The 14,501-nt window shown below is 64.8% G+C and carries 14 protein-coding genes; 4 read left to right on the forward strand and 10 right to left on the reverse strand.

Annotated elements, in window-relative coordinates:
- Positions 1 to 686 (reverse strand): PE family protein (locus tag EET13_RS04160; RefSeq protein ID WP_136623100.1); only part of this gene is annotated, 686 nt, incomplete at its 3' end.
- Positions 687 to 821: 135 nt separating this feature from the next.
- Positions 822 to 1,973, reverse strand: coding sequence for a glycosyltransferase family 4 protein (locus EET13_RS04165; RefSeq protein WP_122441115.1), 1,152 nt, complete (start codon positions 1,971 to 1,973; stop codon positions 822 to 824).
- A gap of 100 nt (positions 1,974 to 2,073) precedes the next feature.
- Between EET13_RS04165 and EET13_RS30835 the strand changes: the two genes are divergently transcribed.
- Positions 2,074 to 2,487: a hypothetical protein gene (locus tag EET13_RS30835; RefSeq protein ID WP_211186345.1), complete on the forward strand. Its 414-nt coding sequence runs from the start codon at positions 2,074 to 2,076 to the stop codon at positions 2,485 to 2,487.
- Here EET13_RS30835 and EET13_RS30170 read toward each other — a convergent pair.
- The gene (locus tag EET13_RS30170; protein ID WP_168991227.1) at positions 2,471 to 2,836 is read right to left on the reverse strand and encodes a hypothetical protein; all 366 of its coding nucleotides are present in this window, start codon (positions 2,834 to 2,836) and stop codon (positions 2,471 to 2,473) included. The two genes, EET13_RS30835 and EET13_RS30170, sit on opposite strands and share 17 nt — an antisense overlap.
- On the opposite strand from EET13_RS30170, the gene EET13_RS04175 reads away from it, so the two are divergent.
- Both EET13_RS04175 and htpX read left to right on the forward strand, forming a co-directional pair.
- A complete protein-coding gene (locus EET13_RS04175) occupies positions 2,805 to 3,293 on the forward strand; it encodes a PE family protein (protein ID WP_244603754.1) in 489 nt (162 codons plus the stop codon). The genes EET13_RS30170 and EET13_RS04175 overlap by 32 nt on opposite strands.
- Before the next feature lie 48 nt (positions 3,294 to 3,341).
- The gene (htpX, locus tag EET13_RS04180; RefSeq protein ID WP_122441117.1) at positions 3,342 to 4,202 is read left to right on the forward strand and encodes a zinc metalloprotease HtpX; all 861 of its coding nucleotides are present in this window, start codon (positions 3,342 to 3,344) and stop codon (positions 4,200 to 4,202) included.
- 516 nt (positions 4,203 to 4,718) lie between these two features.
- On the opposite strand, the gene EET13_RS04185 is transcribed toward htpX, so the two are convergent.
- From EET13_RS04185 to EET13_RS04195, 3 genes are all read right to left on the reverse strand, one after another.
- Positions 4,719 to 6,305: a SulP family inorganic anion transporter gene (locus tag EET13_RS04185; RefSeq protein WP_122441118.1), complete on the reverse strand. Its 1,587-nt coding sequence runs from the start codon at positions 6,303 to 6,305 to the stop codon at positions 4,719 to 4,721.
- 294 nt (positions 6,306 to 6,599) lie between these two features.
- Positions 6,600 to 8,144 (reverse strand): SulP family inorganic anion transporter, encoded by a 1,545-nt coding sequence (locus EET13_RS04190; RefSeq protein ID WP_122441119.1) that lies wholly within the window; start codon positions 8,142 to 8,144, stop codon positions 6,600 to 6,602.
- 244 nt (positions 8,145 to 8,388) lie between these two features.
- Positions 8,389 to 9,414, reverse strand: coding sequence for an NAD(P)H-dependent glycerol-3-phosphate dehydrogenase (locus EET13_RS04195; protein ID WP_122441120.1), 1,026 nt, complete (start codon positions 9,412 to 9,414; stop codon positions 8,389 to 8,391).
- A gap of 168 nt (positions 9,415 to 9,582) precedes the next feature.
- Here EET13_RS04195 and EET13_RS32225 point away from each other — a divergent pair, with 168 nt between their 5' ends.
- Positions 9,583 to 11,106, forward strand: coding sequence for a trypsin-like peptidase domain-containing protein (locus EET13_RS32225; protein ID WP_122441121.1), 1,524 nt, complete (start codon positions 9,583 to 9,585; stop codon positions 11,104 to 11,106).
- Positions 11,107 to 11,121: 15 nt separating this feature from the next.
- Here EET13_RS32225 and EET13_RS04205 read toward each other — a convergent pair whose 3' ends face one another.
- From EET13_RS04205 to EET13_RS04215, 4 genes are all read right to left on the reverse strand, one after another.
- Positions 11,122 to 12,618: a flavin-containing monooxygenase gene (locus EET13_RS04205; RefSeq protein WP_122441122.1), complete on the reverse strand. Its 1,497-nt coding sequence runs from the start codon at positions 12,616 to 12,618 to the stop codon at positions 11,122 to 11,124.
- 76 nt (positions 12,619 to 12,694) lie between these two features.
- On the reverse strand, positions 12,695 to 13,312 hold the full coding sequence (locus EET13_RS04210) for an RES family NAD+ phosphorylase (protein WP_168990668.1): 618 nt from the start codon (positions 13,310 to 13,312) through the stop codon (positions 12,695 to 12,697).
- Positions 13,306 to 13,821, reverse strand: coding sequence for a hypothetical protein (locus EET13_RS30175; RefSeq protein ID WP_168990669.1), 516 nt, complete (start codon positions 13,819 to 13,821; stop codon positions 13,306 to 13,308). The genes EET13_RS04210 and EET13_RS30175 overlap by 7 nt, the downstream gene beginning before the upstream one ends.
- A 134-nt stretch (positions 13,822 to 13,955) precedes the next feature.
- The gene (locus EET13_RS04215) at positions 13,956 to 14,447 is read right to left on the reverse strand and encodes a YajQ family cyclic di-GMP-binding protein (RefSeq protein WP_122441124.1); all 492 of its coding nucleotides are present in this window, start codon (positions 14,445 to 14,447) and stop codon (positions 13,956 to 13,958) included.
- Positions 14,448 to 14,501: the final 54 nt, after the last annotated feature.

Genomic DNA, 14,501 nt, shown 5'->3' on the forward strand with positions numbered 1-14,501 from the left:
GACCCGCCCTGACCGAAGAACCAGGCCGATCCCCCAGTGCCACCCGCCCCGCCGTTCTGGCCAGCCATGATGGCGTTGCCACCGGCGCCACCTGCCCCACCGGCGCCGTACAAAAACCCGCCGCTACCACCATTGCCCCCGGGCGCACCCGGCGCACCCAGCCCACCGTTGCCACCCGAACCGAACAACCCGGCGTCGCCGCCGTTGCCGCCACCGGGATGGGTACCGCCGCCGGATCCGCCATTGCCGCCGTTGCCGAAAAGCAGCCCGCCGGCCGCGCCGTTTTCCCCGGTCCCGGGCGTCCCATTAGCGCCGTCACCGATCAGGGGGCGTCCCAATAGCAGCTGCGTGGGCGCATTGATCACACCCAGTACCTGCTGCTCGAGGACTTGCAGGGGGGAGACGTTAGCGGCTTCAGCAGCCGTATAGGCATTCCCGGCAGCCGTCGCGGCCTGGACGAATTGGCCATGAAACGCCGCCAGCCGCGCGCTCAGCGCCTGATAGTCCTGGGCGTGCGCAGCAAACAGGGCCGCGATAGCCGCAGAAACCTCGTCGGCGCCCGCGGCCGCCAACGCCGTTGTCGGAGCGGCCGCTGCGGCGTTGGCCGAACCGATGACCGAACCAATGTCAGCCAAATCCGTTGCGGCGGCTGTCACCAGCTGTGGTACGGCAATCACATACGACACCACGCCGATCCTCCTCGCCGGCCCCGAACACGCCGATGCTATCGCCGTGCCGGGTTGCGCATCGGCAAATTGAGCAACCAGGCGCCCAATGCCGCGACACGAGAAGGACACCGACCGTCGAAACTGAAGAGTGCCTTAGGCGCGGCGCATTCGCCACACCGAATCACGCGCTCGCGCAGCCGGCGACAGCACCGCTTCGTAGTGGCCCAGCAACTCGTCGCAGAGCACCGGCCAACCCCGCCCCAGCACGCTGCGCCGGGCCGCGAGTGCATAGCGGTTGCGTTCGCAGACCAGGTGGGCGACTGCGGCCGGCAACCGGGCCTCGAACTCGGCGACCGGCAGCAGCAACCCGGTGCGGTAGGGAACAACCAGGTCGCGGGGGCCGCCGGCGTCGGGGGCGATCACCGGCAGCCCCGACGCCAGCGCTTCCTGCACGACCTGGCAGAACGTCTCGTGTTCGCCGGGATGCACGAAGACGTCCATGCTGGCATATGCCCGCGCGAGCTCGTCACCGTGCAGAGACCCGGTGAAAAGTGCTGTGGGCATTGCCGATTCGAGTTTGCGGCGGTCGACTCCGGCGCCGACGATGACCAGCCGCACCGCGCCGGAGGCGCTCAGCGACGCGAGCCGCTCGACATGCTTCTCTGGGGCTAGGCGGCCGACAAAACCGACAATCGGCCTACCGTCGGGCGACCAGTGCCGGCGCAGCGCCTCGTCGCGGGCGGACGGCACGAACCGCAGCAGGTCGACTCCGCGTGCCCATCGGTGAACTCGCGGAATACCTTGGGCGGCAAGGTCTTCCATGGTTGTCGTAGACGGCGCGAGGGTACGGTCGGCAAGGCTGTGCAGGTGGCGAAACCAGACCCAGGCGGCCCGTGACGCCAGCGGAATGCCGTAGCTGGCGGCGAACCCCGGTACGTCGGTCTGGAATACCGCGACCGTGGGCGCACCGAGACGGCGGGCCGCGTGCAACCCCCCATAGCCGAGCAGCGCCGGTGACGCCAGATGCACCACGTCCGGGTCGAAGCCGCGCAGCACCCGAAGCATCCGGGGGGTCGGCACACCCAGTGGCAGCGTGGTTACCTTGGGGAACATCCGGGCCGGCACCCGGTGGACCCGCAGACCGTCATGCAGCCGGTCGGCGCGCGGCTCGCCGGGCGGGTTGTCCGGGGCGATGACGAGGGCCTCACGACCGGTGCGGCGCAGATGCTCGAGTATGTGCAGCACCGAGTTGCTGACGCCGTTGACGTTGGGCAGAAATGACTCGGCGATAATCGCAACGCGCACGCGACCACGGTGTCAGGCCATATTGTCGGCAAGGTTTCCGACGGGCATACGCGGCGCGAAAACTAGCCGCCAGGATCTTTGGTGATCGTGGTGTCCCACAGTGTCCGTTTCGACGGCGCTGAGGCAGCGGTGCGACCCGCAGGGCGCGGTCTCCTTGCGCTACCGCAACCACAAGATGGGCCGTGATGCGGTGGTACCCATCGACGACGAACTGGCGATGCTGATCCAGGACCAGCAGGCGCGCACCCGGCAACGGTTCCCCACTACAGGTGTGCTGTTGCCGCGCATCAGCGCCGACCCTGACGGGCGGCTTTCCATTTCCCACTGCGACTTTCCGCCACCGCCGTCAACCGTGTCCGAGTCGTCCTCTTACCCACGGATGCCGCTGTGCGTCCAAGCCCAAAAAAGAAGATTAGTCAGTCCCGGGACCCGGGAGCCGGCGACACTGCACGGCGCGCGGCGATCGCCCCGACCGTCCCGCCCGTCCCGCCCGAAAATTAAGACCACCACATGATCTCAGCAGCCATCAAGGAAACGACCGAGGATACGGTGAAATATTGAAATTGCTTATTGACTGACAATTTCAATCGCTTGATGTCGCCAATCGCCCTGTTGGCAGATGGCGGCGGTGTTTCGGCGCTAGCGCGCCGACGCTGGCTAACCAATACGGCTCGATCACCCAAGTCGAGATCGGATAACCATCCACAGCAGTGCACATCCGTTGCACAGCAACGACGTTGGTAGACCCCAGGAGGATCAGCTATGTCATAGGTGAGGATTGCGCCGCACGCTTTGGAATATGCGGCGACCGATTTAGCTGCCATCGGATCGGTGTTTAGCGAAGCCAGCGCTGCTGCGGTCATCCCGACCACCGGGCTACTACCCGCCGGCGCTGATGAAGTATCGAGTGCGATGACAGCTTTACTGACCGCTCACGGCCTAATCTGGCAGGCCTTGAGCCGCGACTACGAATGGCTGCATCAGCAGTTTGTCGACCTGCCCAACGGCGGTACCGAGAAATACTGGGCCACCGAGATCGACAACGCCGCCCATGATGCGATCAACACCGCCAACGCCGACAGCGAATGGCTCCTCGGACGTCCGATGATCGGCAACGGCGTCAACGGACTCAACGGGACCGGACAAAGCGGCGGCGCCGCCGGCGGGCTGTGGGGCAACGGCGGCGCGGCTGGACTGTTCGGCCACGGTGGGGCCGGCGGCGCCGCCGGCGGCAATGGCGGTAACGGCGGCCGCGGCGGACTTCTAACCTGGCGGAGATTATCGGCCCCGCGGAACCCAACGGACCCTTCCGGACGTTGAGTCAGCAGTAATCGCTAAGCCGAGGTGTTCGTAGGAGGACACAGACTGATGACCTGGCATCCGCACGCCAACAGGCTGAAGACGTTCCTGTTGTTGGTCGTTATGTCAGCGATAATCGTGTTCGTCGGCCGGCTGTTCGGCACGACGGCAATGTGGCTGGCGGTTTTGTTCGCCGTGGGCATGAACGTCTACGTCTACTTCAACAGCGACAAGCTGGCGTTGCGGGCCATGCATGCGCAGCCGGTGTCGGAGCTGCAGGCGCCGGCGATGTACCGGATCGTGCGCGAGCTGGCCACCGCCGCCCATCAGCCAATGCCGCGGCTGTACATCAGCGACACCGCGGCCCCCAACGCGTTCGCCACCGGCCGTAACCCCCGCAACGCCGCGGTGTGCTGCACCACTGGCATCCTGCAGATCCTCAACGAGCGGGAGCTGCGCGCCGTGCTGGGCCATGAGCTGTCGCACGTCTACAACCGCGACATCCTCATCTCCTGCGTGGCCGGCGCGCTGGCCGGCGTGATCACCGCCCTGGCCAACATGGCCATGTGGATGGGCATGTTCGGCGGCAACCGGGAAAACAGCAATCCTTTTGCGTTGCTTCTGGTTTCGCTACTGGGCCCGGTCGCCGCGACGGTGGTGCGGTTGGCGGTGTCGCGGTCCCGCGAATACCAGGCCGACGAATCGGGCGCCGTCCTCACCGGCGACCCGCTGGCCCTTGCGTCGGCGTTGCGCAAGATCTCCGGTGGCGTGCAGATGGCGCCGTTGCCGCCGGAGCCGCAACTGGCCAGCCAGGCGCACCTGATGATCGCCAACCCCTTCCGGGCGGGCGAGCGGATCGGGTCGCTGTTCTCGACGCATCCGCCGATCGAGGACCGGATCCGCCGCTTGGAGGCGATGGCGCGGGGATAAGGGTTCTCATCGTGATAGCGCCCGCACTATCACCCGGCAGAGCCCTGTTTCCCCGGAAACCCAATTTCGTGTGAGCGCCATGTCTGCCTTCTGAATTGCTATTTCCGCGGAGAGCCAATTGCGGAGGTGGGTACCATGTGGACCTTTTTGAATACGCTCGCGCGAGCACCATCAGACTCGCCGCCTATTGCTTCGGTGAGTCCGAAGCGGACCCGGGTGAATGCCGGACCGCGAGCGCCTATGCTGCCAATCCGGCATCAACGGTGTCCCGAATACGACGAACATGGAGGTATCCGCATCGACATCCCATATCCGGCGGGGCAGACGCTGTCGATCAGCGCGAGTCTGCCTTGCGCGGGTGCGCCGGGGAGCGCCGGCGCACTGAGCGAACACACTTATAGCGCAACCCTTCTGATCACGACCTGACCGGGGCTTTACGTCTGCCTAGCCATTGAGGCTGCCGAATAACGTGTTTCGATGAATCAATGGACAGTTCAGAAGTTGGGAGGTCGTCAATCAGGCGGCGGCGTCGGACGTTTTCTCTTCGATTAGCGGCACCTTTCGAGACGAATGGCCCCTCATAAGGCCGCCATTGACGTGTACGTTTCCCCCGGTGGCGTGGTGTTGACGCTGCCAGTCCGTAATCGCTTGGTGCGCTGCGTGGTCGAGGTAGTTGACCGCGATGTGAAGTGTGACGGTGGTGCGTTCCGGGATATCAGCCAGCACCTGCGTCAGACGGGGCAGCGCGAGGAAGGTGCAGGTACCCTCGACGACCACACGCCATTCGTCGCCAATCGGGTGAGCTTCTATCTTGGCCCGTATCACCCGCCATCCAGTCATCGCGATGGCCAGAACAAGCCCGATCATCACGCCATGCAGGAGATTGAGGAATACGACGGCGACAATGGTTACCAGGTAGATGGCGAAATCGCCGGTTTTGACGGCGGTTTCGATGTGCGCGGGCTGTAGTAGCTGAATTCCGATGACGATCAGTAGTCCGGCCAGCGCTGCAGTGGGAATCAGTTCGATGAGTCCTGCGAACGGAAGCGCAAACAGCATCACCCAGAATCCGTGCAAGATCGTCGATGCGCGAGTCTTGGCGCCTGCCTTGATATTTGCGGACGTGCGGACGATGACGCCGGCGATGGGCAGACCGCCGATCGCTCCCGACACCATGTTCGAGGCGCCCTGCCCGATCAACTCGCGGTCGAGTTCGGAGCGCGGGCCACTGTGCATCCTGTCCGTCGCGACCGCCGTCAGCAGACTCTGGACACTGGTGATAAGTGTGACCGTGATGACCCCGATGGCGACGGCTCCCCAGTTTCCGTGCGGAATTGCCGGCAGTTGCAGTGCATCCAGCAGTGAGCCCTCGAGCGCGATCCGGGATACGTGAAAGGGAAACGCCACCGAGACGACGGTGACTGCCACGATGGCGACCAACGGACCGGGAACGGCGGCTGCCTTTGCCGGGGCCCAGCGCCAGGCGACCATGATGGTGATCACCAGTAGGCCCAGTATCACTCCGGGCTTGTGGGCGCCGAGGATCTGTGCAGGCAGCTCAACGACGTTGTCCCAGGCCGAACTATGGGACTCGCCGCCGAGCAGCACGTGCGTTTGTTGCAGCGCGATGGTGATCCCGATGCCGGCAAGCATCGCATGCACGACCACAGGCGAGATAGCCAGGGCGGCGCGGGCAACACGACTGAGCCCCAACAATATTTGCATAAACCCTGCGATCACGGTGATGAAACAGGTTAATCCCCAGCCGAATTGAGCGATTAGATCGGCGACCACGACAGTCAGCCCGGCGGCAGGCCCACTGACCTGTAGCGGTGATCCGCCGATAGCTCCGCCGACGATTCCGCCGACAATCGCGGCAATCAGACCTGCGAGTACCGGCGCATCGGATGCGATGGCGATGCCCAAAGACAACGGCAGCGCGACCAGGAAGACGACAAGCGAAGACGGCAGGTCGTGGCGGATGACCGATCGAACTCGATCGGTTCGTGACTGCGCCACGTGGCGCGAATCGGGTTGGCTGCTCGGGTCAGCCTGATCACTGCGGTCAGGGTACGGCTTGCGGAGGTATTTGATGTGCCGCATCGGTAGCTCCCTCGTTTCCGCGGGGACGTTCCGATGATCCCGCCCCGAATTACGTAACGTCGTCGTAAAGTGTTGGTACCCAAGGCAGTTAAATCGACCCAAACTCCAATGTTTGAGGCAGGCGCCCGTTGGCTACGGAGTTCGACGGTATTTTGCCGGCTGAGCCAGGGTCAACCGCATGCTTTAGCTGCATAGAGAACGCAAATTTTCTTCGCCGCGCCGATGCTCCCAAGTCCGAATGCATTGGCCTGGCACCAGCCGGCGATAATCCGGGAGTCGCTCTAAACTCGCTCGCTATGGCGCCGTTTCGGGTCCTTCGGCGTCAACGAGGTCGTCCATCGCCCGCCGAGCGCGGTGGCCGGTATGGACGCCACCATGGATGTGCACCACCCCTCCGGCCGCCTGATGCCGGTGCTGCCAATCGGCAATCGCCTGGTGCGCGGCGTGATCGAGGTAGATCACCGACATGGTGAGATTGACCGTCTTGTCTGTGGGGAGGGACGCCAACACCTCGGTCAGCCGCGGCAGCGAGAGGAAGGTGGCCGCCCCTTCAACGACCACGTGCCATTCGTCACCGGCGGCCCGGGCGTGGATCCTGAACCACATCACCCGCCATGCGGTCAGCGCGATGGCCAGGGAGAGTCCGATCAGCACGCCCTGCATGAGATTGAGGAATACGACACCGACGACGGTCACCAGATAGACGGCCAGGTCCCCGTTTCGCATGGCGGTTTCGATATGGGCGGGCTGCAGCAGCCTGATCCCGACGAAAACGAGCAGGCCGGCAAGTGCGGCGGCGGGGATCTGCTGGATCAGCCCGGCAAAAAACAGCGTGAAGACGAGAATCCAGACGCTATGCATGATCGTCGAGGCGCGGCTCTTGGCGCCCGCTTGCACATTCGCCGAGCTACGGACGATGGCGGCGGCAATCGGAAGGCCGCCGATCATCCCGGAGGTGATGTTTGCTACGCCCTGTCCGGTCAGCTCGCGGTTGAAGTTGGTGGGAGCCCCGGGATGCATCCTGTCAATCGACACCGACGCCAGCAGGCTCTCAACGGTGGCGATGAAGGCAACAGTGAGCACGCTGACCGCGAAGGCTCCCCACCTTCCCTCAGGAAGGGCCGGTAGCTGGAACGCGGCCAGCGGCGACCCGGTGAGTGTGATCCTGGCCAAGTCGAACGGGAACACCACGGAGATGGTGGTTGCTACCACGATGGCGACCAGCGGACCTGGAATGGGGGCCAATTTGGCCGGAGCCCAGCGCCAGGCCACCATGATGGCGATCACCAAGACGCCCAAAAACATTCCGGGCTTGTGCGCGCCGATGATTTGTCCCGGTAGCTGAACCACGTTTTCCCACGATGTGCTGTGCGACTCTCCGCCCAGCAGGACGTGCGTTTGTTGCAGTGCGATCGTGATGCCGATGCCGGCCAGCATCGCGTGCACGACGACCGGCGAGATCGCCAGTACCGCTCGAGCAATCCGGCTGAGTCCCAAGATGAGCTGCAGGACACCGGCGGCCACGGTGATCAGGCACGTCGCCCGCCACCCGAACTGGGCGACCAAACCGGCGGTAACAACCATCAACCCGTTCGCCGGACCGCTCACCGACAACGGCGACCCACCGATGAATCCGAGGACGATTCCTCCGACGACTGCCGAAATCAGGCCCGAGAGCACCGGTGCGTCCGAAGCGATTGCGATCCCCACCGACAGCGGCAGCGCGATCAAAAAGACCACCAGCGACGAGGGCAGGTCGTGCCGGAGAATGGATTGCAGTCGCGACACTGGCGGGCCCTTGTCCGGGGCCTGGCTGCGGTGTGGTTCGGTGGGCTGCATCGGTAATTCCCCTGTCTGGGCATTGCGGGGACGTTCCGACACCGTGCCCCGCACTACCTTGGTCACCTACTCGTAACTCGTTGGCGCACCGGCGAATACATTCGGCTGAAGGCATTCTGCATACGCTCGCCTCTGCACATGACAGTATTCGGGCAGCTAAACAGGGGTCAAGCTGGCGCGCAGCGCGCATACCGAACGCAGATTTCGGGGAGCGATCGGCGCTGACTATGGAGAACGCCATGCATTAGAACCCTGAGCCGTGCACCTCGTGACCGGGCTCGTCGAGCATCAGGCCCCGATAGGCCTGTTCGACGGAGGAGCCGTGGTTGATCACGGCGTCGACCTCGCGAGCGATGGGCATGTTCAGCCCGTATTCGTTGGCGAACTCCATGACCACACTGGCCGCCTTGACGCCCTCGGCTACCTGGTTCATCGACGCGATGATCTCGTCGATGGGCTTGCCCGCGCCCAGTTGTTCGCCGACGTGCCGGTTACGGCTGCGCTGGCTGGTGCAGGTGACGATCAGGTCGCCGAGGCCGGCCAAACCGGGGAATGTCTCGGTGTCGCCCCCCATCGCGACACCGAGTTTGGTCATTTCGCGCAACGAGCGGGCGATGACCAGCGCACGAGTGTTCTCACCGATGCCCAGCGAGTAGCCCATGCCGGCCGCGATGGCGAACACATTCTTAAGCGCCCCGGCCATCTCGACGCCGATGACGTCGTCGGTGGTGTACACGCGGAAGCGCCGGGTCCGGAAAAATGCGGCCAGCTGCGTGGCCAGATGTTGATCGGGCATGGCCAGCACCGCCGCGGCCGCATAGCCCTCGGCGACTTCGCGGGCGATGTTCGGACCGGCAAGGATGCCGGCCGGATGGCCGGGCAGGATCTCCTCGATGATCTGCGACATCCGCATGTTGGTGCCCTGCTCGAGGCCTTTGACCAGGGACACCACCGGGACCCAGGGCCGCATTTCCTTGCTCAGCTCGGTAAGAACACCCCGGAATCCGTGCGAGGGCACTCCCATCACGACGACGTCGGCGCTGTTGGCGGCTTCGGCGAAATCGGTGGTGGCCCGCAGGGTCTCGCTGAGCACCACGTCGTTGCCCAGATAGCGGCTATTGCGGTGATTGTCGTTGATGTCGCTTGCGGTCGCCTCCGAGCGCACCCACTGCAACGTCGGCACTCGCCGTGCACAGATGGACGCCACTGTGGTTCCCCAGGAACCGCCACCGAGGACAACGACTTTGGGTTCGCGCTTAGCAGCTGACATGGGGGTCAGCCTATTGCGGTGACCGGACATTTCACAGCGGTTGCTCGTCGCCCGCGGCCGCGAGACGAAGTCGAAACCAACGACCTCAGAGCATGGGACTTCGGTCCCTACCCGAGAAGACGACCACGCCGGGATGGTGGAGGTAGCTGCCTTATCCGAGGAGGAATCATGTCGCGACGAGCGAGCCGGCCGCACACGAGGTGGCTACCCGCTTGTAGCGTCCGGGCGTTCGTACTGCTGATCGGGGCCGCTTTCGCGTTTCTGGTCGGGTCACCCGGTATCGCGTCGGCCAACGGCGGCCGCCCGCAGGCCAACCCGGAACAACGAGCGGCGGCGATCATCCGGCCGGCCGTCATGTACCTTGCGGTCCAGGCCCACGGCCAGGTCCGGCTGCCCGACGGCCAGATATTGTCCCTGTTCGGTACAGGTCCGGGTATGCCCTTCACGGCGACATGGACCTGCACCGGCTTTGTCGTCAACCCAGACGGCTGGGTGGCGACCGCAGGTCACTGTGTTGATCCCGAGACGGCCAAGCAGCTGATCCTCAAGCGTGCCTCCAGCGAGTTCATGACGCAGTTTCCCGACTCGCCCGCGGGCCAGAACCCCGCCGCAACGCTGGACTGGCTGACAAAGAACGCGAAGGTCGAAGGCCAGACCCCCGATCGGGGGCCCGAGATCAACCTCATGTTGGGATACGGAACCGGGATCAAGCTCGTCGAGAAGCTTCCCGCCACCGTCGTGGACTTCCGGCCGATGGGCAAGGGAGACGTCGCGCTGCTCAGGGTGCAAAAGCACAACCTGCCGTCATCCGAGCTCGGCACCGATGCCGACGTCAGCATCGGCGCACCGGTTCTGGCGGTGGGTTTCCCCGAGACGACTCAACGGGTCACCGGCATGTCGCTGGATCCGACGAACAAGAGCGGCAAGGTGAGCAAGAAGTCGACCATGGAATCGAGTCCGATCTATGAGATCGACGCCGCCATCGCCGAGGGCATGAGCGGCGGGCCGACCATCGAACTCAGCGGCAAGGTGATCGGCGTGAACAGCTTCGGCCCGGTGGGCGAGCCGCAGCCGTTCAACTTCATTTCGCCAGCAGACAGTCTCGCGGCGCTACTGAACGCCAAGGCTGTCAAGCCGATCCTCGGACCCGCCGACCTGTACTACCGCCAGGGGCTCGACCACTACTACTCCGGCCACTACACCGACGCGATCTACGATTTCGACCAGACTCTGGCGCTGTCACCCGACTATCCCGGGCTGGCCGATCTGAAGACAAGCGCGGCCAACCTACGTCAGCAGTACGGTGACGCGCCGGTGTTTCTTCGCTCGAAGCCGGTGTGGTACACGGTAAGCGGCGTCCTGCTGATGCTCTCGGTGGGCGGCTGGGTGACCCTCACGGTGCTGCGCGGCCGGCGGCAGCGTCGCACCGCGTCCGAAGCCGAAGCCGAAGCCGAAGCCGAAGCCGAAGCCGAAGCCATAGCCGAAGCCGAAGCCATAGCCGAAGCCGAAGCCGCGTCGGATGCGCCGCCGTCGGAGGCAACCGGCACGGTCCGGCCGCTGGGCCTGGTTCCGGCTCCGTCCGGCGGGCCGCACTTCTGTGCCAATTGCGGAGCAGCGCACCACCCGGCGGAGAAGTTCTGCCCCAACTGCGGCAAGAGAATCCTGGTCGGCGAATCGGCGCGACTGGCTTAGCCCGGTAACCTGCCGTCAGCCGGCTACTGCGGCGCGGTCGGCGGCACGGCCGAACACCATCGCCTCCTCGATGCGGTCGAACCGGTAGTCGATGGCGTCGGCGAAGTAGTTCTGCCGCACGTTCCACGGCCGTTTGGTGCCTGACCGGGGCAGTGCGTGCAGTGAACGCAGCACATAGCCGGCCTGAATGTCCCAGGAGGGCTTTTCGGTCATCGGCTCGTCGCCGCGGTGCGGGTAGGCGTGGGTATAGCCGTGAGCGGCCATGTGCGCCAACAGCTTTGCCGTCGCCCGCGCAGTCATGTCGGCGCGCAACGTCCAGGACGCATTCGTATAACCCACGCACCAGAACAGGTTGGGCACGTCCTCGAGCATGTGTGCCTTGTAGACGAAGCGGTCGCAGGGATTGATCTCGGTCCCGTTCAGACTGATCTTGACGCCGCCCAGGGCCTGCAGCTGCAGGCCGGTAGCGGTGACGACGATGTCGGCATCGAGGTGTTCGCCGGACTCGAGCGCGATGCCGGTGGCGTCGAAATGGTCGATGTGGTCGGTGACGACGTCGGCGTGCCCGTCGGCGATGGCGGTGTAGAGGTCGGCGTCGGGAATCAGGCACAGCCGTTGGTCCCACGGGTTGTAGCTGGGCTTGAAGTGGGTGTCGACGTCGTAGCCGGCGGGCAGGTTCTTGATCGCCGTGCGCCGCAGCAGCCACTTCATGAACCGCGGCGTCTTGCGGGACAAAAACCACAGCACTGCCTCCAGCAGTGCGTTGTACATCCGAATGGCCAAATGAGAAGCCTTGCGGGGCAGCAATTTACGAGCCGCAGCGGCGAACCTGCCGTACTTGGACGCCGAGATGAGATAAGTGGGCGAGCGCTGCAGCATGGTCACCTTGGCGGCTTTTTCGGCCATCGACGGGATCAGCGTGACGGCCGTGGCCCCGCTGCCGATCACCACGACCTTCTTGCCGGTGTAGTCCAGGTCTTCGGGCCAGTGCTGCGGATGCACGACGGTGCCGCCGAACTGCTCGACGCCGGGGAAGTCGGGGGTGTAGCCCTGGTCGTAGTTGTAGTAACCACTGCCGAAGAACACGAACCGGCTGCGGCATTGCTGTGTGACGCCGCCCTGCTCGAAGGTGACTGTCCAGGTGTCAGCGGCCGAATCCCAGTCTGCTGCCAGGACATAACTGCCGAACCGGATGTGGCGGTCGATGCCGTACTTGTGGGCGGTCGTGGTCAGGTACTCGCGGATGTGCTCGCCGTCGGCCACGCCTTCCTTCCGGGTCCACGGCTCGTAGGGAAAGCTCAATGTGAAGATGCTGCTGTCGGAGCGCACCCCCGGGTACCGGAACAGGTCCCAGGTGCCGCCGATCCGCTCGCGCCGCTCCAGGATCGCGTAGCTCAGTCCGGGGTTGCGTTGCAGCAGCCGGTAGGCCGCTCCGATGCCGGATATCCCGGCGCCGACGATGACGATGTCGAAGTAGGCCGTGTCGATGGCTTCTCGTGGGCTCACGGTCATGCCAAACCTCGCTTGAATTCGGGTATTGCTCACCAGAGTAGGCACCGACCGGTTGGTCGGGCCAGCAGGCGGTATCTCAGGCAGGTCGCATGAGCACGTCGACGTGCAGGGGCGCGCAGCGCTCGATGAGCCAGATCTGGTCGGCCGGGCCGGCGAATATCCGGGCATGGGTGGGATCCTGCGTCACAGCACCCGCGCACCGGTCGCCGAAGAACACGTACGCCTTGGCGTCATTGCATTGCCGGGACATCCACACCAGCCCGTCCAGGCCGGCATCATGGGCCGCCTCGGCCCACAACACCGTGCTGGCGTAGCTGGACGCCGGGCTGGACGTGAGCTCGGCGGCGGTCACCTTCAGACGGCGCAGGCCGGTGCCGTGCAGCACCCCGACCTGCAGCCGGCGGGTCACTTTCAACCGGACCAGCACCTTGTCGGCGTATTGGTCGTAGGGGAGCACGCCGCCCGACACCGGGATGTCGTGCAGCAGCGTCTCGGCGATGGCCGCGTCTTCGGTCTCGGCGGCGTACATGATCGGCACCACCGGCTTGCCGAAGAAGCCGAACCGCGTCGGCGCGCCGATACCGGGGTTGAAGTCGGTGGCGGTGCGTGACGACGACAGCACGCGGTAGAGCAGCTGCCCGGCCGGCAGGATCGCGGTGGCAGGCGCTAACGGGTCCGGTGGCCGCCTTACCAAGACACGGCCATGGCCTCCGCGGCTACCGCGAGAACCCGGTCGGGTTCGGTGGGCAGGTGATCCACCGGGCGGTCTCCGTTCAGGTAGGTGGTGGGTGCGCACAGCCACTGCACCAGTCCGGTCTCCGACCAGCCGTTGGTCTCCGCGACGTCACGCAAGCGCTCGATGGCGGTCAGGGGCTTGCCGTCCGCCCCGAATTGAAACCCCGGGTAGGCCAGGTAGTTGCCGCGCCGGATGGCGACCAGCGCCTTGTTGCGGTGTGCGGTGGTGGCCAGATTGCGCGGCGCGCTGGATCGCGAGCCCATCCGCTTGCCGGCCTCGGTGCTGGTCAGCAAGCCAAACTCGGCCTCGATTCGGGCGTACAGATTCTGTTCGGCCTGCACCGCGCGCGCAACCGCCGGCTCGGTGTACACCGCGACCGACGACAGGGCGGCGCCCACCGCCTGAGCACTCTCGCGAAGACGCTGGTCTGCGGCCGTCAGCTCGTCGAGGGTCTTGACGGGGGTCATGCACACGGCTCCTGCGTTCGATTCATGCAGTTTCAGGATACTGCATGAATCGAACGCGCAACGAGCATGACGTTACCGCTTGAATCCAAGGCGTCTGATCCACGCCGCGACGTCACGCTCGATGCGGCTTGGGCTTACCGGTAGTTGACGAATTGCAGCGCAACCTCAAGGTCTGCGTTCTTCAGCATCGCGATCACGGCCTGCAGGTCGTCGCGTTTCTTGCTGGTGACGCGAATCTCGTCGCCCTGGATCTGGGTCTTGACGGTCTTGGGTCCCTCGTCACGAATCAGCTTGGTGATCTTTTTCGCGTTCTCGCTGTTGATGCCCTGCTGGATGGCGCCGGTGACTTTGTAGGTCTTGCCGGAGGCCTGCGGCTCGCCGGCATCGAAGGCCTTCATCGAGATGTCGCGGCGGATCAGCTTTTCCTTGAAGACGTCGACGGCGGCCTTGACGCGCTCCTCGGTGGACGAGGTCAGTTCGACGGCCTCCTCGCCCTTCCACGCGATCTTGGTGTCGGTGCCGCGGAAGTCGAATCGGGTGGCCAGCTCCTTGGCGGCCTGGTTGAGCGCGTTGTCGACTTCCTGCCGGTCAACCTTGCTGACGATGTCGAACGATGAATCCGCCATACGGTCCGTCCCTTCTTGCGATAGCCCTTTTGTGCTTTGTCTACCCGGTCGTTG

Origin of the sequence: Mycobacterium attenuatum, from assembly GCF_900566085.1 — a bacterium.
In the GTDB taxonomy this organism is placed as follows: Bacteria; Actinomycetota; Actinomycetes; order Mycobacteriales; family Mycobacteriaceae; genus Mycobacterium; species Mycobacterium attenuatum.